The organism is Micromonospora sp. NBC_01740 (genome assembly GCF_035920365.1).
Classification (GTDB): Bacteria; Actinomycetota; Actinomycetes; order Mycobacteriales; family Micromonosporaceae; genus Micromonospora; species Micromonospora reichwaldensis.
The window spans coordinates 3,925,679-3,948,815 of sequence record NZ_CP109150.1; the positions used below are offsets into that span (position 1 = coordinate 3,925,679).

Below are 23,137 nucleotides of genomic sequence, written 5' to 3' on the forward strand. Positions count from 1 at the left end.
GCGGTGACCACTGGTAACGTGGCGGGAAGCCCCGGTCCGGGCCGCTCGCGTCCCGGTACCGGCATCCGACGTCCTTTAACGACCCGTCCCGTGAGGCGGGGAAGGAGGTCCGCCGTGGCCTACCCACCTGCTGCCCAGTCGTCGCCGCCGCGACAACCCTCGGTGAAGGTGATCCTCGCCAGCGCCGACGTCCAGCGCGTGGTCGACCGCATCGCCCACCAGATCCTGGAGAAGACCCAGGGCGCCGCGAACACGGTGCTGCTGGGCATCCCCACCCGGGGCGCCCCGCTCGCGAAGCGGCTCGCCGCCCGGATCAGCACCTTCGAGGACGTGACCGTCCCGGTCGGCGTGCTCGACATCACCCTCTACCGCGACGACCTGCGCCGGCACGCCACCCGCGCGGTCGGGCCGACCCAGGTGCCGCCCGGCGGCATCGACGGCAAGCGGGTCGTCCTCGTCGACGACGTGCTCTTCTCCGGCCGCACGGTGCGGGCCGCGCTCGACGCGCTCAACGACGTCGGGCGGCCGGCGTCCGTCCAGCTCGCCGTCCTGGTCGACCGCGGCCACCGCGAGCTGCCGATCCGCGCCGACTACGTCGGCAAGAACATCCCGACGTCCCTGGCGGAGAGCGTGAAGGTCACCCTCGCGGAGACCGACGGTACCGACGAGGTCAGGTTGTACGGGGGGACTCCCTCATGATCAGGCACCTGCTCTCCGGTGCCGACCTGGACGCCGCCACCGCCACCGAGATCCTGGACACGGCCGCCGAGATGGCCACGGTCGCCGGCCGGGAGGTGAAGAAGCTCCCCGCGCTGCGTGGGCGCACCGTGGTGAACCTCTTCTACGAGGACTCCACCCGCACCCGGATCTCCTTCGAGGCGGCGGCGAAGCGGCTCAGCGCTGACGTGATCAACTTTTCGGCCAAGGGCTCCAGCGTGACCAAGGGCGAGAGCCTGAAGGACACCGCGCTGACCCTCCAGGCGATGGGGGCCGACGCCGTGGTCGTCCGGCACCCCGCCTCCGGCGCCCCGCACCGGCTCGCCGACTGGGTCGACGGCTCGGTGGTCAACGCCGGCGACGGCACCCACGAGCACCCGACCCAGGCGCTGCTCGACGCGTACACGATGCGCTCCCGGCTGGGGCGGCTGGCCGGCCTGTCGGTCGCGGTCGTCGGGGACGTCCTGCACAGCCGGGTGGCCCGCTCGAACGTCCTGCTGCTGTCCACGCTCGGCGCCAAGGTGACCCTGGTCGGGCCGCCGACACTGATCCCCGTCCACATCGCGCAGGCGCTCGCGCCCGGCACCGACGTCTCCTACGACCTCGACGCGGTGCTGCCGCAGTCGGACGTGGTGATGATGCTGCGGGTGCAGCGCGAGCGGATGAACGCCTCCTACTTCCCGTCCGCCCGCGAGTACGCCCGCCGCTACGGCCTGGACGGCCCGCGGATGCGCCGGCTGCCCGAGCACGCGATCGTCATGCACCCCGGACCGATGAACCGGGGGATGGAGATCACGCCCGAGGTGGCCGACTCGCCCCGCTCCACCATCGTCGAACAGGTCGCCAACGGGGTCTCCGTGCGGATGGCCGTCCTCTATCTGCTGCTCGGGGGGAACAACCGGTGAGCTCGTACCTGATCTCCAACGTCAGCGTCGTCGGCGCCGCGCCGACCGACGTGCTGATCCGCGACGGCGTCGTCGCGGCCGTCGGCGCCGGGCTGGACGCGCCCGAGGCGACCGTCGTCGACGGCACCGGGCTGGTCGCGCTGCCCGGCCTCGTCGATTTGCACACCCACCTGCGCGAGCCCGGCCGGGAGGACGCCGAGACCGTCGAGTCCGGGTCCCGGGCGGCGGCGCTCGGTGGCTACACCGCGGTCTGCGCGATGGCCAACACCTCGCCGGTGGCCGACACCGCCGGCGTGGTCGAGCAGGTCTGGCGCCTCGGCCGGGAGGCCGGGCTGGTGGACGTGCAGCCGATCGGGGCGGTCACCGTCGGCCTGGCCGGCGAGCACCTCGCCGAGCTGGGCGCGATGGCCGACTCGGCGGCCCGGGTACGGATCTTCTCCGACGACGGGCACTGCGTCGCCGACCCGAGGCTGATGCGCCGGGCGCTGGAGTACGTGAAGGCGTTCGACGGGATCATCGCCCAGCACGCCGAGGAGCCCCGGCTCACCGAGGGCGCGCAGATGCACGAGGGCGAGGTCTCGACCCGGCTCGGCCTGACCGGCTGGCCGGCGGTCGCCGAGGAGGCGATCATCGCCCGGGACGTGCTGCTCGCCGAGCACGTCGGCAGCCGCCTGCACGTGTGCCACGTCTCCACCGCCGGCAGCGTGGAGGTGCTGCGCCAGGCCAAGGCCCGGGGCGTCCGGGTCACCGCCGAGGTCACCCCGCACCACCTGCTACTCACCGACTCCCGGGCCGAGACCTACGACCCGGTCTACAAGGTCAACCCGCCGCTGCGCACCGCGGCCGACGTCGCGGCGCTGCGGGCGGCCCTGGTCGAGGGCGTGATCGACATCGTCGCCACCGACCACGCCCCGCACGCGGTGGAGGACAAGGAGTGCGAGTGGGCGTACGCCCGGCCGGGCATGCTCGGCCTGGAGACGGCGCTGTCGATCGCCCTCGACGTGCTCGGCCCGCAGTGGGACCTGATCGCCGAGCGGATGTCGCGCACCCCGGCCCGGATCGCCGGGCTGGAGGGGCACGGCCTCGACCCGGCGCCCGGCGTGCCGGCGAACCTGACCCTGGTCGACCCGGCCGCCCGCCGCACCATCGAGCCGGCGGAGCTGGCCAGCCGTAGCCGCAACACCCCGTACGCCCGCATGACGCTGCCGGGTCGCATCGTGGCGACCTTCCTGCGCGGCGAGCCGACGGTCCTGGACGGAAAGGCTGTTCTATGACGAAGCGGAGGCCCGCGATCCTCGTGCTGGAGGACGGGCGCACGTTCCACGGTGAGGCGTACGGCAGCGTCGGGGAGACCTTCGGCGAGGCGGTCTTCAACACCGGCATGACCGGCTACCAGGAGACGTTGACCGACCCGTCCTACCACCGTCAGGTGGTGGTGCAGACCGCCCCGCACATCGGCAACACCGGCGTCAACGGCGAGGACGACGAGTCGGGCCGCATCTGGGTCGCCGGCTACGTGGTCCGCGACCCGGCCCGGATCGGCTCTAACTGGCGCGCCACCGGCGGGCTGGAGGAGCGGCTGACCGCCGAGGGCGTGGTCGGCATCAGCGGCGTGGACACCCGGGCGCTGACCCGGCACCTGCGCGAGCGCGGCGCCATGCGGGTCGGCATCTCCAGCGTCGAGACCGACCCGCGGGCGCTGCTGGCCCGGGTGCGGCAGGCCCCGGAGATGGTCGGCGCGGACCTCTCCGCCGAGGTCACCACCGAGAAGCCGTACGTGGTGGCGGCCGAGGGCGAGCACCGGTTCACGGTCGCCGCGCTGGACCTGGGCATCAAGCGCAACGTCCCGCGCCGGCTCGCCGCGCGGGGCGTCACCACCCACGTGCTCCCGGCCGGCTCCACCATCGACGACCTGCTCGCCACCGGCGCGGACGCGGTCTTCTTCTCGCCCGGCCCGGGCGACCCGGCCACCGCCGACGCGCCGGTGGCCCTGGCGCGGGAGGTGCTGCGCCGGCGGGTGCCGCTGTTCGGCATCTGCTTCGGCAGCCAGATCCTCGGCCGGGCGCTCGGCTTCGGCACCTACAAGCTCGGCTACGGCCACCGGGGCATCAACCAGCCGGTGCTCGACCGGGTCACCGGCAAGGTCGAGGTGACCAGCCACAACCACGGCTTCGCCGTCCAGGTGCCGGGCGCCGTGGCCGGGGCGGTCGTCCCCGACCAGGTGATCGAGACCGAGTTCGGTGGCGTCCAGGTGTCACACGTCTGCCTCAATGACAACGTGGTCGAGGGGCTGCGGGCGAAGGACGTGCCCGCCTTCACCGTCCAGTACCACCCGGAGGCGGCGGCCGGCCCGCACGACGCGGACTACCTCTTCGACCGCTTCGCCGAGCTCATCGAGGGCCGGACCCAGAGCGAGGGGCGCACACATGCCTAAGCGGACCGATCTCAAGCACATCCTGGTGATCGGCTCCGGGCCGATCGTGATCGGGCAGGCCTGCGAGTTCGACTACTCCGGCACCCAGGCCTGCAGGGTGCTGCGCAGCGAGGGGATCCGGGTCAGCCTGGTCAACTCGAACCCGGCGACGATCATGACGGACCCCGAGTTCGCCGACGCCACGTACGTCGAGCCGATCACCCCGGAGTTCGTCGAGCTGGTGATCGCCAAGGAGCGCCCCGACGCGATCCTGCCCACCCTCGGCGGGCAGACCGCGCTGAACACCGCGGTCGCCCTGCACGAGGCCGGCGTGCTCGACAAGTACGGCGTGGAGCTGATCGGCGCCAACATCGAGGCGATCAACCGCGGCGAGGACCGGCAGCTGTTCAAGGACATCGTCGCCAAGGCCGGCGTACGCCTGGGTGTCGACGACCCGGCGGGCCTGGTGCCCCGCTCCCGGGTCTGCCACTCGATGGCGGAGGTCGAGGCGACGGTCGCCGAACTGGGCCTGCCGGTGGTGATCCGGCCGTCGTTCACCATGGGCGGCCTCGGCTCCGGCATGGCGCACACCCCGGAGGACCTGGCTCGCATCGCCGGCGACGGGTTGGCCGCCAGCCCGGTGCACGAGGTGCTCATCGAGGAGAGCGTGCTCGGCTGGAAGGAGTACGAGCTCGAACTGATGCGCGACCGGCACGACAACGTCGTGGTGGTCTGCTCGATCGAGAACGTCGACCCGATGGGCGTGCACACCGGCGACAGCGTCACCGTCGCCCCGGCCATGACGCTCACCGACCGTGAGTACCAGCAGCTGCGCGACCTGGGTATCGCGGTGCTGCGCGAGGTCGGGGTGGACACCGGCGGCTGCAACATCCAGTTCGCCGTCAACCCGGCCGACGGCCGGATCGTGGTGATCGAGATGAACCCCCGGGTGTCCCGGTCGTCGGCGCTGGCCTCGAAGGCCACCGGCTTTCCGATCGCGAAGATCGCCGCGAAGCTGGCCATCGGCTACACCCTCGACGAGATCCCCAACGACATCACCCTGAAGACCCCGGCGGCGTTCGAGCCGACCCTGGACTACGTGGTGGTGAAGATCCCCCGGTTCGCGTTCGAGAAGTTCCCGGGCGCCGACCCGGAGCTGACCACCACCATGAAGTCCGTCGGCGAGGCGATGAGCCTGGGCCGCAACTTCAGCGAGGCGCTGAACAAGGCGATGCGGTCGCTGGAGACGAAGGCGGGCGGGTTCTGGACGCTGCCCGACCCGGCCGGCGCGACGAAGGAGAACACCCTCGACGCGCTGCGGATGCCGCACGACGGCCGGCTCTACACCGTCGAGCGGGCGCTGCGCCTCGGCGCGTCGATCGCCGAGGTCACCGCCGCGTCCGGCGGGATCGACCCCTGGTTCCTGGACCAGGTCGCCGCCCTCGTCGAGCTGCGCGCGGAGATCGTGGACGCCCCGGTGCTCGACGCCGAGCTGCTGCGCCGCGCCAAGCGGGCCGGCCTGTCGGACCGGCAGCTGGCCGCGCTGCGTCCGGAGCTGGCTGCCGAGGACGGCGTACGGACGCTGCGGCATCGCCTCGACGTCCGCCCGGTCTACAAGACGGTGGACACCTGCGCCGCCGAGTTCGAGGCGACCACGCCCTACCACTACTCGACGTACGACCAGGAGACGGAGGTCGTGCCGTCGGCCCGGCCGAAGGTGATGATCCTGGGTTCCGGGCCGAACCGGATCGGCCAGGGCATCGAGTTCGACTACTCGTGCGTGCACGCGGTACAGGCGCTGCGAAGCGCGCCGATCGGCGGGGCGGCGGGCTCCGGCTACGAGACCGTGATGGTCAACTGCAACCCGGAGACCGTCTCCACCGACTACGACACCGCCGACCGGCTCTACTTCGAGCCGCTGACCTTCGAGGACGTGCTGGAGGTCTGGCACGCCGAGGACTCCTCCGGCAGGGCGGCCGGCGGGCCGGGCGTGGTCGGGGTGATCGTCCAGCTCGGCGGGCAGACCCCGCTGGGCCTGGCGCAGCGCCTGAAGGACGCGGGCGTGCCGGTCGTCGGCACCTCGCCGGAGTCGATCCACCTGGCCGAGGAGCGGGGCGCGTTCGGGGCGGTGCTGGCCCGGGCCGGGCTGCGCGCGCCGGCGCACGGCATGGCCACCTCGTACGACGAGGCGAAGGCGATCGCCGACGAGATCGGCTACCCGGTGCTGGTCCGGCCGTCGTACGTGCTGGGCGGGCGGGGCATGGAGATCGTCTACGACGACGCCACGCTGCGTGACTACATCGGGCGGGCCACGGAGATCTCGCCGGACCACCCGGTGCTGGTCGACCGCTTCCTCGACGACGCCATCGAGATCGACGTGGACGCGCTCTGCGACGCGGACGGGGAGGTCTACCTCGGCGGGGTGATGGAGCACATCGAGGAGGCCGGCATCCACTCCGGCGACTCGTCCTGCGCGCTGCCGCCGATCACCCTGGCGGGCTCGCACGTGGCCCAGGTGCGCCGCTACACCGAGGCGATCGCCCGGGGCGTCGGCGTGCGGGGCCTGCTCAACGTGCAGTACGCGCTGAAGGACGACGTGCTCTACGTGCTGGAGGCGAACCCCCGCGCGTCCCGGACGGTGCCCTTCGTCTCCAAGGCGACGGCGGTGCCGCTGGCGAAGGCGGCGGCCCGGATCGCGCTGGGTGCCACCATCGCCGAGCTGCGCGCCGAAGGGCTGCTCCCGGCGACCGGGGACGGCGGTTCGCTGCCGGCCGGCGCCCCGATCGCAGTCAAGGAGGCGGTGCTGCCGTTCAAGCGGTTCCGCACCCCCACCGGCAAGGGCGTGGACTCGCTGCTCGGCCCGGAGATGAAGTCCACGGGCGAGGTGATGGGCATCGACACCGCCTTCGGGCACGCCTTCGCCAAGTCGCAGTCGGCCGCGTACGGCTCGCTGCCGACCGCCGGGAAGATCTTCGTCTCGGTCGCCAACCGGGACAAGCGCGGCATGATCTTCCCGATCAAGCGCCTGGCCGACCTGGGGTTCGAGATCGTCGCCACCACCGGCACGGCGGAGGTGCTGCGCCGGCACGGCATCGCCTGCGAGCAGATCCGCAAGCACTACGAGTCCGGCGGGGGCGAGGACGCGGTGTCGCTGATCCTCGGCGGCGACGTGGCGCTGGTGATCAACACTCCGCAGGGCTCGGGCGCGAGCGCCCGCTCGGACGGCTACGAGATCCGCAGCGCCGCCGTCACGGCGGACATCCCGTGCATCACCACGGTGCCGGGTGCGGCGGCGGCGGTGATGGGCATCGAGGCGCGGATCCGGGGCGACATGCAGGTCCGCCCGCTCCAGGAGCTGCACGCCGCCCTCCGAGCCGCCGAATGACCCCCCACCCCCACCGCCCGCACCCGTACGCGTTGATCATGAAGTTGTTGTCGGCCGGCACGGCGTGTCGCGGCGACAACTTCATGATCGACGGGGGTGGTCGGTCGTGATGTTCGAGCGGGTGGTCCGGCCGGGGTTGTTCCGGATCGGCGGCGGGGACGCCGAGGCGGCGCACGAGTGGACGTTGCGGCGGCTGGCGGGGTTGTCCCGCCGGCCGGCGGCGCTGGGGGTGTTGCGGGCCCGGTACGCCGTGCGGGCGCCGCGGCGGGTGTTCGGCGTCGAGTTCCCCAACCCGGTGGGGTTGGCCGCCGGGATGGACAAGGACGGCGCGGCCCTGCCGGCCTGGCCGGCGCTGGGCTTCGGCTTCGTCGAGGTCGGCACGGTCACCGCGCACCCACAGCCGGGTAATCCCCGGCCCCGGCTGTTCCGGCTGCCCGGCAGCGAGGCCGTGGTCAACCGGATGGGCTTCAACAACGCCGGCGCCGAGGCCCTCGCGGCCCGGCTCGCTGCGCTGCCGCGCCCGATCGGCGTGCCGCTGGGCATCTCGCTCGGCAAGTCCAAGGTGACCCCGCTGGACGAGGCGGTGGCGGACTACCAGGCGTCCTACCGGGCGCTGCGCGGGCACGGCGACTACTTCGCGGTCAACGTCTCCTCGCCGAACACCCCGGGGCTGCGCTCCCTGCAGGACCGGGCGCACCTAGACGCCATCCTGGCGGCGCTGGTGGGGGAGAAGCCGGTGCTGGTGAAGATCGCCCCGGACCTCACCGAGCCGGCGATCGCCGAGCTGCTGGAGGTCTGCCTGGCCCGGGGCGCGGCCGGGGTGATCGCCACGAACACCACGCTGGCCCGCGACGGCCTCGCCCCGGCGGACCGGGCGCGCGGCGCGGAGACCGGCGGCCTGTCGGGGCGCCCGCTCGCCGACCGCGCCCGCGAGGTGGTCGCCTTCGTGCACCGGGAGGCCGGCGGGCGGCTGCCGGTGATCGGCGTCGGGGGCATCGTGGACCCGGACGCGGCGGCCCGGATGTTCGACGCCGGCGCCGCCCTGGTGCAGCTCTACACCGGCTTCATCTATCGCGGCCCGGCCCTGGTCCGCGCCGCCGCCCGCGCCACGGGGACGGGCGGGTGAGCCCCGAGGAGATCCTGGCCGCCGACCGGGCGCACGTGTGGCACCCGTACGCGGCCCTGCCGCCGGCGAGCGCGCCCTACGTGGTGGAGGGCGCGGCGGGCGTACGGCTGCGGCTGGCCGACGGCCGGGAACTGGTCGACGGGATGTCGTCGTGGTGGGCGGCGATCCACGGCTACCGGCACCCGGTGCTCGACGCGGCCGTGACCGACCAGCTCGGCCGGATGAGCCACGTGATGTTCGGCGGGCTCACCCACGAGCCCGCGGTCCGCCTGGCGGCCACGCTGGTCGAGCTGGCCCCGGACGGGCTGGAGCACGTCTTCCTGGCCGACTCCGGCTCGGTCGGCGTCGAGGTCGCGATCAAGATGTGCCTGCAGTACCAGCGGGCCGCCGGCCGGCCGGAGCGCCGCCGGCTGGGCACCTGGCGGGGCGGCTACCACGGCGACACGTTCCACCCGATGAGCGTCTGCGACCCCGAGGGCGGCATGCACCACCTCTGGGGCGACGTGCTGCCCCGGCAGGTCTTCGCCCCCGTGCCGCCCGGCGGCTTCGACACCCCGCCCGAGCCGGCCTACGAGGCGGCCCTGGTGGAGGCGGTCGAGCGGCACGCCCACGAGCTGGCCGCGGTCGTCGTCGAGCCGGTGGTCCAGGGCGCCGGCGGGATGCGCTTCCACCACCCGCACTACCTGCGGGTGCTGCGCGAGGTGACCCGGGCGCACGGCGTGCTGCTGGTCTTCGACGAGATCGCCACCGGCTTCGGCCGCACGGGCACGATGTTCGCCGCCGAGCACGCCGGGGTGGTGCCCGACGTGATGTGCGTGGGCAAGGCGCTCACCGGCGGGTACCTGACGCTGGCCGCCACGCTCTGCACGGCGGAGGTCGCCCGGGGCATCTCCGCCGGCGGGGTGCTGGCGCACGGCCCGACGTTCATGGGCAACCCGCTGGCCTGTGCGGTCGCCAACGCCTCCCTCGGCCTGCTGCGGGCCGGCGACTGGGCGGGGCGGGTGGCGAGGGTGCAGGCGGGCCTGCGGGCCGGCCTGGAGCCGTTGCGCGGCGCCCCGGGGGTGGCCGACGTGCGGGTGCTCGGCGCGATCGGCGTGGTCCAGCTGGACCACGAGGTGGACCTGCCCGCCGCCACCGCCGCGGCGGTCGCCGAGGGGGTCTGGCTGCGGCCGTTCCGCGACCTGGTCTACACCATGCCGCCGTACGTCACCGACGACGCCGACCTGGCCCGGATCGCCGCCGGGGTCGCCGCCGCGGTGCGGGCCGGCTGAGCCGCCGGTCACGGTCCGGCGGGAGTACGCGGGCGCGCGCCCGCGACAGGAGCGTGCCCGGCGGCGGACGCCCCGGGTGCCGAGGAGAGGGAGAGAACCGGATGGAGAGCTTCGGCGCCCGCCTGCACCGGGCCGTCACCGAGCGGGGTCCGCTCTGCGTCGGCATCGACCCGCACCCGGGGCTGCTGGCCCGCTGGGGGCTCGACGACGACATCCGGGGGCTTGACCGGTTCGCCCGGACGGTCACGGACGCCCTCGGTGACCGGGTCGCGGTGATCAAGCCCCAGTCAGCCTTTTTCGAGCGGTTCGGCTCGAAAGGTGTCGCGATTCTTGAGTCAACTATCCGACAGTTACGCGATGCCGGCTCGCTCGTTCTGCTGGACGTCAAGCGCGGCGACATCGGCTCGACCGTCGCCGCGTACGCCTCGGCGTACCTCGATCCATCCAGCCTGATCCATGTGGACGCGGTGACGGCGAGCCCGTACCTCGGTGTCGGCGCGCTCGCGCCGATGTTCGAACTGGCCGCCGAGCACGGCGGCGGGGTCTTCGTGCTGGCGCTCACCTCCAACCCCGAGGGCGCCGCCGTGCAGCGCGCGCGCACCGCCGACGGACGCACCGTCGCGCAGACCGTCATCGACGAGATTTCCCAGCTCAACGCGGGTGCGCAGCCGCTCGGCAGCATCGGGCTGGTGGTCGGCGCGACCATCGGCGACACCGGTCACGACCTGTCCGCCGTGAACGGTCCGCTGCTCGCTCCGGGCCTCGGCGCGCAGGGCGCCACGGCGGCCGATCTGCGCGTCGTCTTCGGCTCCGCCCTGCCCGCGGTGCTGCCCTCGTACTCCCGTGAGGTGCTGGGCGCGGGCCCGGATCCGGACGCGCTGCGGGCCGCCGCCGACCGCGCCCTGACCGGCTGCCGGGCGGCCCTCGCCGCTGGTGACTGACTGACGGCTCGGTCACCTTTGTGAAGATCATCGCGCGTCCACGTTGCCGAATGCGCCGTCGACCGCTAGTTTTCCCCGCGCTGGGAACCACGGACCCCTTGGTTCACAGCGACACCACGTTTCACAGATGCGGCGGTGCGTCCCGCCCGTCGCGATAGGGACCTGAGGAGAACTGGTGCCGCTCCCGTCACTGACCCCCGAACAGCGCGCTGCCGCGCTGGAGAAGGCCGCGGAGATCCGCAAGGCCCGTGCTGAGCTGAAGGAGCAGCTCAAGCAGGGCAAGACCACCCTCGGAGCCGTCCTCGAGCGTGCCGAGTCCGACGATGTCGTCGGCAAGCTCAAGGTCTCCGCCGTGCTGCAGGCGATGCCGGGTATCGGCAAGATCCGGGCCACCCAGATCATGGAGAAGCTCAAGATCGCCGACAGCCGTCGCCTGCGTGGCCTCGGCGAGCAGCAGCGCAAGGCACTGCTTGGAGAGTTCGCCGCCAACTGAGGCTGGCTGCGTGTAGAAACAAGCAGTGAGCACGGATGACGAGGCGCGCCCGGCGGCTCGGCTCACTGTCCTGGCGGGGCCTTCGGGCTCCGGCACGGAGAGTGTCGTCGAGCGCGTCCGGGCGCGTTCTCCGTCCGTGTGGGTTCCGGTGCCGGCCACCACGCGTTCCCGCCGGGAGGGCGAGCTGGACGGCGTCGACCGGCTCTTCCTGACCCTCGCCGAGTTCGACCGGATGGTCGCCGCCGGGGAGCTGCTGGAGTGGAGCCGGGCCGGGCCGTACCGGCGCGGCACCCCCCTCGAACCGTTGCGCGCCCGGCTCGCCGCCGGGCAGCCGGTGCTGATCGGTCTCGACCTGGCCGGCGCGCTGCTGGTCCGGGCGGTGCTGCCCGACGCCCGGCTGGTGCTGCTGCACCCGCCGGGGAACCTCCCCCCGCAGGCCACCCCGGCCGCCTTCGAACACACCCTCGCGCACGACCTCACCGGGCGGGTCGTCGACGAGCTGGTAGGCTTGTCAGGTTCTTCTTTCCTGGCTCCGGCGCCACCGCACATGCGCGGTTGACCGCCAGCACTGCCAAGCGCGGTGCGATAGACGCAGAGGTTAATTCGTGGGATCCATCGCAAACCCCGAAGGCATCACCAACCCGCCGATCGACGAGCTCCTCGAGAAGACGACCTCGAAGTACGCGCTGGTGATCTTCGCCGCCAAGCGCGCGCGCCAGGTCAACGCCTACTACAGCCAGCTCGGTGAGGGTCTGCTGGAATACGTCGGCCCGCTGGTCGAGACCACGCCGCAGGAGAAGCCCCTCTCCATCGCCATGCGCGAGATCAACGCGGGCCTGCTCACCGCCGAGCCGACCGACCAGCCGTAATCCGCCCCGCGCCGATGTCCCCTCGGATCGTCCTCGGGGTCGGCGGCGGCATCGCCGCCTACAAGGCGTGCGAGCTGCTGCGGCTCTTCACCGAGTCGGGCCACCAGGTCCGGGTCGTGCCGACCGCGTCGGCGTTGCGCTTCGTCGGGGCCCCGACCTGGGCGGCGCTCTCCGGCCAGCCCGTCGCCGACGACGTCTGGTCGGACGTGCACGAGGTGCCGCACGTCCGACTCGGTCAGCAGGCCGACCTGGTGGTGGTCGCGCCGGCCACCGCCGACCTGCTGGCCAAGGCCGCCCACGGCCTCGCCGACGACCTGCTCACCAACACGCTGCTGACCGCCCGCTGCCCGGTCGTGCTGGCCCCGGCCATGCACACCGAGATGTGGGAGCACCCGGCCACCGTCGCCAACGTCGCGACGCTGCGCTCCCGGGGCGTGCGCGTCGTCGAGCCCGCCGTCGGCCGGCTCACCGGCGCCGACACCGGCAAGGGCCGGCTGCCCGACCCGGCGGAGATCTTCGCGGTCGCCCGCCGGGCCCTCGCACGGGGCGTCGGGGCCCCCGCCGACCTCGCCGGCCGGCACGTGGTGGTGACCGCCGGCGGCACCCGCGAGCCCCTCGACCCGGTCCGCTTCCTGGGTAACCGCTCCTCGGGCAAGCAGGGCTACGCCTTCGCCCGCTGCGCGGTGGCCCGGGGCGCCCGGGTCACCCTGATCTCGGCCAACGTCTCGCTGCCCGACCCCGCCGGCGTCGACCTGGTCCGCGTCGGCACCACGGGCGAGCTGCGCGACGCCACGCTCGCGGCGGCGGCAGACGCCGACGCGGTGGTGATGGCGGCGGCTCCGGCCGATTTCCGTCCCGCGACCTACGCGCCTGGCAAAATCAAGAAGTCGGACGACGGCAGCGCGCCCACCATCGAGCTCGTCACCAACCCGGACATCGCGGCCGAGCTGGGCCGGCGCCGTCGACCGGAGCAGGTGCTGGTGGTGTTCGCCGCGGAGACGGGCGACGCCGAGGCCAACGGCCGGGCCAAGCTCGCCCGCAAGCGGGCGGACCTCGTCGTGATCAACGAGGTCGGTTCCGACAAGGTCTTCGGCGCCGAGACCAACGCGGCGACGGTCATCGGCGCGGACGGTTCGGTCAGCCGGATGCCCGAGCGGTCCAAGGAGGACCTCGCCGACGGCGTCTGGGATCTCGTGGTGGCCCGGTTGCCCGGCCGTTCCTGACGGCTGGAAACGGGCACGACCGAAGAGGCCAGGCTCTGACGCGGATGACTACACTGCCGCGGAACGACTTCCACAATTTAGGAGTGCCGTGACACGCCGCCTCTTCACTTCCGAATCGGTCACGGAAGGCCACCCGGACAAGATCGCCGACCAGATCAGCGACGGCATCCTCGACGCCCTGCTCGCCGAGGACCCCCGCAGCCGCGTCGCCGTGGAGACCCTGATCACCACTGGTCAGGTGCACATCGCGGGCGAGGTGACCACCAAGGCGTACGCCGACATCCCGACCATCGTCCGCCGGACCATCCTCGACATCGGCTACGACTCGTCGAAGAAGGGCTTCGACGGCGCCTCGTGCGGCGTCAGCGTCTCCATCGGCGCCCAGTCCGAGGACATCGCGCAGGGCGTCGACAACGCCTTCGAGCTGCGTACCGGGGCGTCGGAGAGCGCGCTGGACGCCCAGGGCGCCGGCGACCAGGGCATGATGTTCGGCTTTGCCTGCTCCGAGACGCCGGAGTTGATGCCGCTGCCGATCGCCCTGGCGCACCGGCTGGCCCGGCGGCTCTCCCAGGTCCGCAAGGACGGCACGATCCCGTACCTGCGCCCCGACGGCAAGACCCAGGTCACGATCGAGTACGAGGGGCTGCGCCCCGTCCGGCTCAACACGGTCGTCGTCTCCAGCCAGCACGCGGCGGACATCTCGCTGGACTCGCTGCTCACCCCCGACGTGCGCGAGCACGTCATCGCCCCGGAGCTGGAGAGCCTCGGGCTCGACACCGAGGGCTACCGGCTGCTGGTCAACCCGACCGGCCGGTTCGAGATCGGCGGGCCGATGGGCGACGCCGGCCTCACCGGCCGCAAGATCATCGTCGACACCTACGGCGGCTACGCCCGGCACGGCGGCGGCGCGTTCTCCGGCAAGGACCCGTCGAAGGTGGACCGCTCGGCGGCGTACGCGACGCGCTGGGTGGCCAAGAACGTGGTCGCTGCCGGCCTGGCCGAGCGGTGCGAGGTCCAGGTCGCGTACGCGATCGGCAAGGCCCACCCGGTCAGCCTCTTCGTCGAGACGTTCGGCACCGAGACCGTGCCGGTCGCCTCGATCGAGAAGGCCGTCTCCGAGGTCTTCGACCTGCGCCCGGCCGCCATCATCCGGGACCTGAACCTGCTCCGCCCGATCTACCAGCAGACCGCCGCCTACGGCCACTTCGGCCGGGAGCTGCCGGACCTGACCTGGGAGAGCACCGACCGGGCCGCCGACCTCAAGTCGGCCGCGGGAGCCTGACCGGCACCAGGCGCAGCGACCGGCGACCCGCGGACGGGTCGCCGGTCGCTCGTGTCTGCGTCGACGTCCCCCTGGCCCACCTGGACCGCCCGTTCGACTACCTCGTCCCGGCCGAGCTGGACGCCGACGCCGTCCCCGGCGTACGCGTGAAGGTCCGCTTCGCGGGGCAGCTCGTCGACGGCTGGCTGCTGGAGCGGGCCGACGACTCGGGGCACACCGGTCGGCTGGCGTACCTGGAGAAGGTCGTCTCGCCCGAGCCGGTGCTCGCGCCGGAGGTCGCCCGGCTGGCCCGGGCGGTCGCGGACCGCTACGCCGGCAACCTCGCCGACGTGCTCCGCCTCGCCGTCCCGCCCCGGCACGCCCGGGTGGAGAAGGACGTCCGCGCCCGCGCCGCCGCCCCCGACGTCCCCGACGTGGAGCCTGCCGTCGCTGGCGTGGGTCCCGCCGTCGCCGACGTGGACTCCGCCGTCGCTGGCGTGGGTCCCGCCGTCGCCGACGTGGACTCCGCCGTCGCTGGCGTGGACTCCGGCGTCCCCGACGTGGGTCCCGCCGTCCCCGACGTGGGTCCCGACGCGTGGCGGGACTACCCGGCCGGGCCGGCCCTGCTCCGGGCGCTCGCCGAAGGCCGGGCCGCCCGGGCCGTCTGGTCGGCGCTGCCGGGGGAGGACTGGCCCGCCCGGTACGCCGAGGCCGTCGCCGCCACCGTGGCCGGCGGTCGGGGCGCGGTGGTGGTCGTCGCCGACAACCGCGACCTGGACCGTCTCGACGCCGCGCTGCACGACGCCCTGGGCCCGGGGCGGCACGTCTGCCTCTCCGCCGCGCTCGGTCCCGCCCGGCGCTACCGGGCGTTCCTCGCCGCCCGGCGCGGCGACGTGGCGGTGGTGGTCGGCACCAGGGCCGCGATGTTCGCCCCGGTCGCCCGGCTCGGGCTGGTGGCGATCTGGGACGACGGCGACGACCTGCACGCCGAGCCCCGGGCCCCCTATCCGCACGCCCGGGAGGTGCTGCTCACCCGCGCCCAGCTCGGCGACGCCGCGGCGCTGGTGGGTGGCTACACCCGCACCGCCGAGGCGCAGCTGCTGGTGGAGACCGGATGGGCCCGCGAGGTGGTGGCCGACCGGGCCACCCTCCGGGCCCGGATGCCGGCGATCGCGCCGACCGGCGACGACCCGCAGCTGGCGCGGGACCCAGGGGCGGCCACCGCCCGGCTGCCCAGCCTGGCCTGGACCACCGCCCGGGACTCGCTCCGGGCGGACCTGCCGGTGCTGGTCCAGGTGCCCCGCCGCGGCTACCTGCCGTCGGTGGCCTGTGCCGAGTGCCGCACCCCGGCCCGGTGCCCGCACTGCGCCGGCCCGCTCGCGCTGCCCTCCGCCGAGGGCACCCCGGCCTGCCGCTGGTGCGGGCGGGTCGCCGCCGCGTACGCCTGCCCGGAGTGCGGCGGGCGGCGGCTGCGCGCCTCCGTCACCGGCGCCCGGCGCACCGCCGAGGAACTGGGCCGGGCCTTCCCCGGCGTGCCGGTGCGGACCTCCGGGCGGGAGGAGGTGCTGGCCACGGTCCCGGGCGGCGCCGGCCTGGTCATCGCCACCCCCGGCGCCGAGCCGGTCGCCGACGGCGGCTTCGGGGCGGTGCTGCTGCTCGACTCGTGGGCCCTGCTGACGCGGGCCGACCTGCGGGCGGGGGAGGAGGCGCTGCGCCGCTGGCTGGCGGCCGCCGCGCTGGCCCGTCCCGCCGCCGCCGGGGGCCGGGTGGTGGTGGTCGCCGACGGGGCCCTCGCCCCCGTACAGGCGCTGCTGCGCTGGGACGCCGGCTGGTTCGCCGCCCGGGAGCTGGCCGAACGGCGGGAGCTGGGCTTCCCGCCGGCGGTGCGGATGGCCAGCGTGACCGGCCTGCCGGCCGCCGTGGCCGACCTGCTGGCCGAGGCCCGGCTGCCGGCGGAGGCCGAGCTGCTCGGGCCGGTGCCGGCCGACGGGGAGCGAGAGCGGATGCTGGTCCGGGTCCCCCGGGCGCTGGCCGGCGCGCTGGCCGGCGCGCTGCACTCGGCGGCGGGGGTGCGCACCGCCCGCAAGGCCGCCGAGCCGGTCCGCCTCCAGGTCGACCCGCTGGCCCTCTTCTGACCGACGGCCCGGCCGATCCGGCGCCGCCCCCACCGCCCGACCTGGCCCGTCGTCGCACGCCTTGTCCGGCGGTGTGTCGACACGCGGGTGATAGCATCGCCCGTCATGCCCGGGCGTACGACGGCTCCAGGTCGCGGCGCGGCGCCAATCGCGCCGAGCCGGGGTCGTCGCAGGATCGCGCGACGATGGCGGGAGCGCGTCGGTTCGGCGCGGTGTCGATGATTCCAAACAGCCGGTGATCAGGGGTGGACCAGTCGTGACCGTTCGTCAGTCGATCGTCTTCAATGGTGACCTCGGCAGCGGCAAGAGCACCGTCTCCGTGGTGATCGCCGAGCGGCTCGGCCTGCGCCGGGTCAGCGTCGGTGACCTCTACCGCCAGATGGCGCAGGAGCGGAAGATGACCGCGCTCCAGCTCAACCTGCACGCGGAGCTGGACCAGGCCGTCGACGGCTACGTCGACCAGCTCCAGCGGGACATCGCGGCCTCGGGCGAGCGGCTCGTCATGGACTCCCGGCTGGCCTGGCACTTCTTCACGGACGCGCTCAAGGTGCACATGATCACCGAGCCGGGCGAGGCGGCCCGACGGGTGCTCGCCCGCCCCTCCGGCCCGGCCGAGAGCTACGCCTCGATGGAGGAGGCCAAGGCCAAGCTGCTGGAGCGCAGCGAGAGCGAGCGGGGCCGGTTCATCGTCCGCTACGGGGTGGACAAGGCCCGGCTGCGCAACTACGACCTGATCTGCGACACCACCCGCGCCTCGGCCTCCGAGGTCATCGAGCACATCATCGACGCGTACGAGGGCCGGCTGGGCGCGGACGTGCTGCGCGACGCGCCGCCGCTGCTGCTGCTCGACCCGGCCCGCGTCTACCCGACCGAGGACATCGCCCACCTGCGCGACCTGTGGGACTCGGAGTTCGTCGGCGAGGTGGCCGCCGCCGGCGACGAGGCGCTGGAGCCCCTGCGGATCGGCTACACCGGCGAGTACTTCTTCGTCGTCGACGGGCACCGCCGCCTCAGCGCCGCCCTCCAGAACGGCTTCCGCCTGGTGCCGGCCCAGCTCGTCGCCGAGGTGGACGAGCCGGTGGTCGGCGGAATGAGCGCGGTGGACTACTTCGCCGCCCAGGCCCGGCCCGGCCTGATCCACGACTGGGAGGCCGCCCACTCCATCGAGCTGCCGTTGCCCGAGCACGCCCTGCTCGGCGGCGACGCGGTCCTGGCCGGGGAGCCGGGCACCGGCGTCTGAGCCGCTTCCTGCGCGGCCATGGGCGCCTTCCGGTGACCATCGACACGTGACGGGCCGCGCCGCTTCGCGGTACGCCGGCCGGGGCGGCCGACGGCACTCCGTAGACTGGTACGGCACCAGTCCGCCCGCCGAAGGAGCCATGCCGAGTGACCGTCCAGCCCATCCGTCTGTTCGGGGATCCGGTGCTGCGCACGCCGGCCGATCCGGTGGTCGACTTCGACGTCGAGCTGCGCAAGCTCGTCGCCGACCTGACCGACACGATGCGTGAGCAGAACGGCGCCGGCCTCGCCGCGCCGCAGCTCGGTGTGGGCCTGCGGGTGTTCACCTTCGACGTCGACGACGTGGTCGGCCACCTGGTCAACCCGGTGCTGGAGTTTCCCGACGCCGAGGAGCAGGACGGCCCGGAGGGCTGCCTGTCCATTCCCGGCCTCTACTTCGACACCAAGCGCCGGCAGAACGTGATCGCCAAGGGCTTCAACGGCTACGGCGACCCGATGCAGATCGTCGGCACCGGTCTGATGGCCCGCTGCGTGCAGCACGAGACCGACCACCTCGACGGGGTGCTCTTCGTGGACCGGCTGGACCCGGCCGGGCGCAAGGAGGCGATGAAGGCGATCCGCCAGGCGGAGTGGTACGACCCGGCCACCCCGCCGACGGTCAAGCTCAACCCGCACGCCTCGGGCAGCCCCTTCGGCCTGGGGCGGTGAGCCGGTGCGCGTGATCTTCGCCGGCACGCCGGCCGTCGCCGTTCCCGCCCTGGCGGCCGTGGCCGCCTCCCGGCACGAGCTCGTCGCCGTGGTCACCCGGCCGGACGCCCCCGCCGGGCGCGGTCGCGGGCTGGCCCGCTCCCCGGTGGGGGCGTGGGCCGACGAGCACGGGATCGAGGTGCTCACCCCGGCCCGGCCGCGTGAGCCGGAGTTCCAGGACCGGCTGCGCGAGCTGGCCCCCGACTGCGTCCCCGTGGTCGCGTACGGCGCGCTGGTGCCGCCGGCCGCCCTGGAGATCCCCCGCCACGGCTGGATCAACCTGCACTTCTCGCTGCTGCCCGCCTGGCGCGGGGCCGCGCCCGTGCAGCACGCCGTGCTGCACGGCGACGAGCTGACCGGGGCGAGCGTGTTCCAGCTGGAAGAGGGGCTGGACACCGGTCCGGTCTACGGCACGCTGACCGACGAGATCCGTCCGGCCGACACGTCCGGCGACCTGCTGGAGCGGTTGGCCCACTCCGGCGCCGGCCTGCTGGTGGCCGTCCTCGACGCGATCGACGACGGCACGGCCCGGGCCGAGCCGCAGCCCGCCGACGGGGTGTCGCTGGCGCCGAAGCTGACCGTGGAGGACGCCCGGGTGCGCTGGTCCGATCCCGCCTTCGCGGTGGACCGGCGGATCCGGGCCTGCACTCCGGCGCCCGGCCCGTGGACGACGTTCCGGGGCGAGCGCGTCAAGCTGGGCCCGGTCACCCCGGTGCCCGACGGTCCGGAGTTGAAGCCGGGCGAGCTGTTGGTGGAGAAGTCCCGGGTGCTGGCCGGCACGGCCACCACCCCGGTGCGGCTCGGCGAGGTCCGGGCGGCGGGCAAGCGGGCGATGCCGGCGACCGACTGGGCGCGGGGCGTCCGGGTCGCCGCAGGGGAGGAAGTCGCGTGACGGGCACTTCGGAACGGCCCTCGGGCGACCGCTTCTCCGGCGAACGGCACGGTGAGCGCTCCGGCGGTGAGCGCTCCGAGGGTCAACGGTTCGGCGGTGAGCGGTTCGGCGGGCGCGAGCAGCGTCCCTCGGGCGGCCAGCGCGGCGAGCGGCCGGCGCGGGGCGGCCAGTGGGGTGCCCGGGCCGGCGGTGACCGCCGCGACGGCGGCCGGCGTCCCCCGGCCCGCCCGACGGTGGACCTGCCCCGCCAGGTGGCCTACGAGGCGGTCGCGGCGGTGCACCGGGACGACGCGTACGCCAACCTGGTGCTCCCGTTGCTCCTGCGCGACGCGGGGCTGGTCGGCCGGGACGCCGCCTTCGCCACCGAGCTGACCTACGGCACGCTGCGCCACCTCGGCACCCTCGACGCGATCCTCGGCGACGCCGCCGGGCGGGACGTGCAGCGCATCGACCCGCCGGTGCGCGACGCGCTGCGGATCGGGGCGTACCAGCTCCTGCACACGCGGGTGCCGGCGCACGCCGCCGTCTCCTCGACCGTCGACCTGGTCAAGTCGGTGGGCGTCGGCGCGACGGGCTTCGCCAACGCGGTGCTGCGCGAGGTGGCCGGCCGTGACGCCGACGCCTGGGTGGCCAAGCTGGCCCCGTCGGCGGAGACCGACCCGATCGGGCACCTGGCCCTGGCGTACAGCCATCCGCAGTGGATCGTGCGGGCCTTCGCCGAGGCCCTCGGCGGCGACCTCGGCGAGACCACCCGGCTGCTCATCGAGGACAACGAGCGCCCGCCGGTGCACCTGTGCGCTCGGCCCGGGCTGGCCGATCCGGCGGAGCTGGCCGACGAGGCCGGCGGCGCGCCGGGGGCCTTCTCCCCGTACGCGGTCTATCTCTCCGGTGGGGCGCCCGGCGACCTGCCGGCGCTCGCGCAGGGGCGTGCCCACGTGCAGGACGAGGGCTCCCAGCTGGTGGCCAACGCCCTGGCGGTGGCCCCGCTCGACGGCCCGGACGGGCGCTGGCTGGACCTGTGCGCCGGACCGGGTGGCAAGTCCGGCCTGCTCGGCGCCCTCGCGGCCCAGCGGGACGCGCGGCTGACCGCGGTCGAGGTCTCGGAGCACCGGGCCCGGCTGGTCGAGCAGGCCACCCGGGGCCTGCCCGTGAGCGTGCTGAACATTGACGGCCGCACCGTCGGCGCGGACCCGAAGCTGCCGGAGGCGCACTTCGACCGGGTGCTCGTCGACGCGCCCTGCACGGGGCTGGGGTCGCTGCGCCGTCGCCCGGAGTCGCGCTGGCGGCGCCAGCCCTCGGACCTGCCGCCGCTGACCCGGTTGCAGCGTGAGCTGCTGGCCGCGGCGCTGCGCGCGACACGGCCGGGCGGACTGGTCGCCTACGTGACGTGCTCCCCGCACACGGTGGAGACGCACGTGACGGTGACCGAGGCGGCCCGCCGCTCGGGGGTGCCGGTCGACTTCGTCGACGCCCGGCCGCTGCTGCCGGCGGGCATGCCCGGCCTCGGCGACGGGCCGACGGTGCAGCTGTGGCCGCACCGGCACGGCACCGACGCGATGTTCCTCGCGATGCTCCGCCGCACCTGAGCGGGGCGCACGGGACAAACCGGTCCGCCCCGGTCGGGGCGGGCCGGCGACGCCCGGGGCCGTCGTGCGGACGTCGCGCCGGCGGCCGGGATCGCCGTCCCTCCACTGTCTCCCCAAACTGCGCTCCGAGGTGGCATCATGTCGTCACCTATCGAGGAGCGTCCATGAAACGAAGCATCCTGACCGCTGGCCTCGCGCTCGCCGTCGCCGCCGGCGGCGTGGCGACGCTGACCGTCGCGCCGGCGGCGGCGGCCCCGTCCGCAGGCGTGCTCGCGCCCGCCGCGCAGGCACTGGCGGCGCCGGACATCGCGGTGGCCAACGTCCAGGCCCACCTCACGCAGTTCCAGACCATCGCCACCCAGAACGGCGGCAACCGGCGGGCCGGGTCCGCCGGCTACACGGCCTCCGTCGCGTACGTCAAGACGAAGCTCCAGGCCGCCGGTTACACGGTCACCGAGCAGGTCTGCACCGACTGCACGTACCGGTCGAACAACCTGATCGCCGAGTGGCCGGGCGGACCCGCCGACCAGGTCGTCATGTTCGGCTCGCACCTCGACGGCGTCTCCGCCGGCCCGGGCATCAACGACAACGCCACCGGCTCGTCCGCGCTGCTGGAGAACGCGCTGGTGCTGGCCCGGCAGAACCCGACGATGACCAAGCGGGTCCGGTTCGCCTGGTGGACCGACGAGGAGCAGGGCCTCAACGGCTCGGACTTCTACGTCCGCTCGCTGAGCGCCACCCAGCGGGGCTACATCAAGGGCTACTACAACTTCGACATGATCGGCTCCACCAACGGCGGCTACTTCATCAACCGGATCACCTCCGCCACGGCCGCCCCGCTGAAGGCGTACTGGGACTCGCTGAACATCCAGCCCGAGGAGAACGTCGAGGGCCAGGGACGCTCCGACGACTACCCGTTCGCGCAGGCCGGCATCCAGACCTCCGGGTACGCCGCGGGCGCCAGCGCCCGGAAGACCTCGGCGCAGGCCACCAAGTGGGGCGGCACGTCCGGCTCGGCGTACGACCCGTGCTACCACCGGTCCTGTGACACCACCTCGAACGTCAGCGCCACGGTGCTCAACCGCAGCGCCGACGGGATCGCCTACGCCATCTGGCAGCTCGCCGTGGGCTCGGCGACCAACGACTTCTCCGTCGCGGTGAGCCCGACGTCGGGCTCGGTGCAGCGGGGCGCGTCGATCACGGCGACGGTCTCCACGGCCACCACCGCCGGCACGGCCCAGACGGTGGGCCTGTCGGCGACCGGCCTGCCGGCGGGCGTCACCGCCTCGTTCAGCCCGTCGTCGGTCACCTCCGGCGGCTCCGCGACCCTGACGCTCAGCGCGTCGGCCTCGGCCGCGCTGGGCACCTACACCGTCACGGTCACCGGCGCGGGCTCCGGCGCCACGCGCTCGGCCAGCTACACGCTGACCGTCGGCGGCAGCGGCGGGTGCTCCGGTGGGCAGCTCATCGGCAACGGCGGGTTCGAGAGCGGCTCGTCGCCGTGGACGGCGTCGTCCGGCGTGATCACCAACGACACCCGCCAGCCGGCGCGGACGGGCTCGTACAAGGCGTGGCTGCTGGGCTACGGCTCGACGCGGACCGAGACGCTGTCGCAGTCGGTGACGATTCCGGCGGGCTGTGCGAGCTACACGCTGTCGTTCTGGCTGCACGTCGACACGGCGGAGACGACGACGAGCACCGCGTACGACCGGTTGGTGGTGCAGGCGGGCTCGACGACGCTGGCGACGTACTCGAACCTGAACGCGGCGGCGGGCTACACGCAGCGGTCGTTCAACGTGGCCGGGTTCGCGGGCCAGACGGTGACGCTGAAGTTCACCGGCACGGAGGACGCCTCGTTGCAGACCAGCTTCGTCGTCGACGACGTGACGCTCCAGGCCAGCTGACACACCACAGGGTCGGGGCGGTCGGCCACG

At 74.0% G+C, this 23,137-nt stretch carries 19 protein-coding genes; all 19 read left to right on the plus strand.

Going from position 1 to position 23,137, the window contains the following annotated elements:
* Window positions 1–114: 114 nt before the first annotated feature.
* On the plus strand, window positions 115–699 hold the full coding sequence (gene pyrR / locus OG989_RS18270) for a bifunctional pyr operon transcriptional regulator/uracil phosphoribosyltransferase PyrR (RefSeq protein ID WP_327027750.1): 585 nt from the start codon (window positions 115–117) through the stop codon (window positions 697–699).
* The gene (locus OG989_RS18275; RefSeq protein ID WP_121395245.1) at window positions 696–1,622 is read left to right on the plus strand and encodes an aspartate carbamoyltransferase catalytic subunit; all 927 of its coding nucleotides are present in this window, start codon (window positions 696–698) and stop codon (window positions 1,620–1,622) included. The genes pyrR and OG989_RS18275 overlap by 4 nt, the downstream gene beginning before the upstream one ends.
* Complete coding sequence (locus tag OG989_RS18280) at window positions 1,619–2,896, plus strand: dihydroorotase (RefSeq protein ID WP_132240166.1); 1,278 nt, start codon at window positions 1,619–1,621, stop codon at window positions 2,894–2,896. Before OG989_RS18275 ends, OG989_RS18280 begins: the two co-directional genes overlap by 4 nt.
* Window positions 2,893–4,056, plus strand: a complete 1,164-nt coding sequence (gene carA / locus OG989_RS18285; RefSeq protein WP_327027752.1) for a glutamine-hydrolyzing carbamoyl-phosphate synthase small subunit — start codon at window positions 2,893–2,895, stop codon at window positions 4,054–4,056. Before OG989_RS18280 ends, carA begins: the two co-directional genes overlap by 4 nt.
* Window positions 4,049–7,420 (plus strand): carbamoyl-phosphate synthase large subunit, encoded by a 3,372-nt coding sequence (gene carB / locus OG989_RS18290; RefSeq protein WP_327027753.1) that lies wholly within the window; start codon window positions 4,049–4,051, stop codon window positions 7,418–7,420. The genes carA and carB overlap by 8 nt, the downstream gene beginning before the upstream one ends.
* A gap of 106 nt (window positions 7,421–7,526) precedes the next feature.
* The gene (locus OG989_RS18295; RefSeq protein WP_151457096.1) at window positions 7,527–8,546 is read left to right on the plus strand and encodes a quinone-dependent dihydroorotate dehydrogenase; all 1,020 of its coding nucleotides are present in this window, start codon (window positions 7,527–7,529) and stop codon (window positions 8,544–8,546) included.
* Entirely contained in the window at window positions 8,543–9,817 is a 1,275-nt protein-coding gene (locus OG989_RS18300) for an adenosylmethionine--8-amino-7-oxononanoate transaminase (protein ID WP_327027754.1), read from the plus strand. Before OG989_RS18295 ends, OG989_RS18300 begins: the two co-directional genes overlap by 4 nt.
* Before the next feature lie 101 nt (window positions 9,818–9,918).
* Window positions 9,919–10,758, plus strand: coding sequence for an orotidine-5'-phosphate decarboxylase (gene pyrF, locus OG989_RS18305; protein WP_327027755.1), 840 nt, complete (start codon window positions 9,919–9,921; stop codon window positions 10,756–10,758).
* A gap of 175 nt (window positions 10,759–10,933) precedes the next feature.
* Complete coding sequence (gene mihF, locus OG989_RS18310; protein ID WP_007458370.1) at window positions 10,934–11,251, plus strand: integration host factor, actinobacterial type; 318 nt, start codon at window positions 10,934–10,936, stop codon at window positions 11,249–11,251.
* Between the two features lie 25 nt (window positions 11,252–11,276).
* Complete coding sequence (locus tag OG989_RS18315; RefSeq protein ID WP_151457093.1) at window positions 11,277–11,810, plus strand: guanylate kinase; 534 nt, start codon at window positions 11,277–11,279, stop codon at window positions 11,808–11,810.
* A gap of 46 nt (window positions 11,811–11,856) precedes the next feature.
* The gene (rpoZ, locus tag OG989_RS18320) at window positions 11,857–12,120 is read left to right on the plus strand and encodes a DNA-directed RNA polymerase subunit omega (protein ID WP_007075826.1); all 264 of its coding nucleotides are present in this window, start codon (window positions 11,857–11,859) and stop codon (window positions 12,118–12,120) included.
* A 14-nt stretch (window positions 12,121–12,134) separates the two neighbouring features.
* On the plus strand, window positions 12,135–13,343 hold the full coding sequence (gene coaBC, locus OG989_RS18325; protein ID WP_311414453.1) for a bifunctional phosphopantothenoylcysteine decarboxylase/phosphopantothenate--cysteine ligase CoaBC: 1,209 nt from the start codon (window positions 12,135–12,137) through the stop codon (window positions 13,341–13,343).
* 88 nt (window positions 13,344–13,431) lie between these two features.
* On the plus strand, window positions 13,432–14,625 hold the full coding sequence (gene metK, locus OG989_RS18330; protein WP_091632919.1) for a methionine adenosyltransferase: 1,194 nt from the start codon (window positions 13,432–13,434) through the stop codon (window positions 14,623–14,625).
* A gap of 71 nt (window positions 14,626–14,696) precedes the next feature.
* Window positions 14,697–16,739 (plus strand): primosomal protein N', encoded by a 2,043-nt coding sequence (locus OG989_RS18335; protein WP_327031193.1) that lies wholly within the window; start codon window positions 14,697–14,699, stop codon window positions 16,737–16,739.
* A gap of 256 nt (window positions 16,740–16,995) precedes the next feature.
* Window positions 16,996–17,979, plus strand: a complete 984-nt coding sequence (locus tag OG989_RS18340) for an AAA family ATPase (protein ID WP_151454095.1) — start codon at window positions 16,996–16,998, stop codon at window positions 17,977–17,979.
* A gap of 146 nt (window positions 17,980–18,125) precedes the next feature.
* The gene (gene def, locus OG989_RS18345; protein WP_121395221.1) at window positions 18,126–18,686 is read left to right on the plus strand and encodes a peptide deformylase; all 561 of its coding nucleotides are present in this window, start codon (window positions 18,126–18,128) and stop codon (window positions 18,684–18,686) included.
* Between the two features lie 4 nt (window positions 18,687–18,690).
* Window positions 18,691–19,617, plus strand: a complete 927-nt coding sequence (gene fmt / locus OG989_RS18350) for a methionyl-tRNA formyltransferase (protein ID WP_151454093.1) — start codon at window positions 18,691–18,693, stop codon at window positions 19,615–19,617.
* A complete protein-coding gene (locus OG989_RS18355; RefSeq protein WP_327027760.1) occupies window positions 19,614–21,203 on the plus strand; it encodes an RsmB/NOP family class I SAM-dependent RNA methyltransferase in 1,590 nt (529 codons plus the stop codon). The genes fmt and OG989_RS18355 overlap by 4 nt, the downstream gene beginning before the upstream one ends.
* 164 nt (window positions 21,204–21,367) lie before the next feature.
* On the plus strand, window positions 21,368–23,107 hold the full coding sequence (locus tag OG989_RS18360; protein WP_327027763.1) for a M28 family peptidase: 1,740 nt from the start codon (window positions 21,368–21,370) through the stop codon (window positions 23,105–23,107).
* Window positions 23,108–23,137 lie beyond the last annotated feature (30 nt).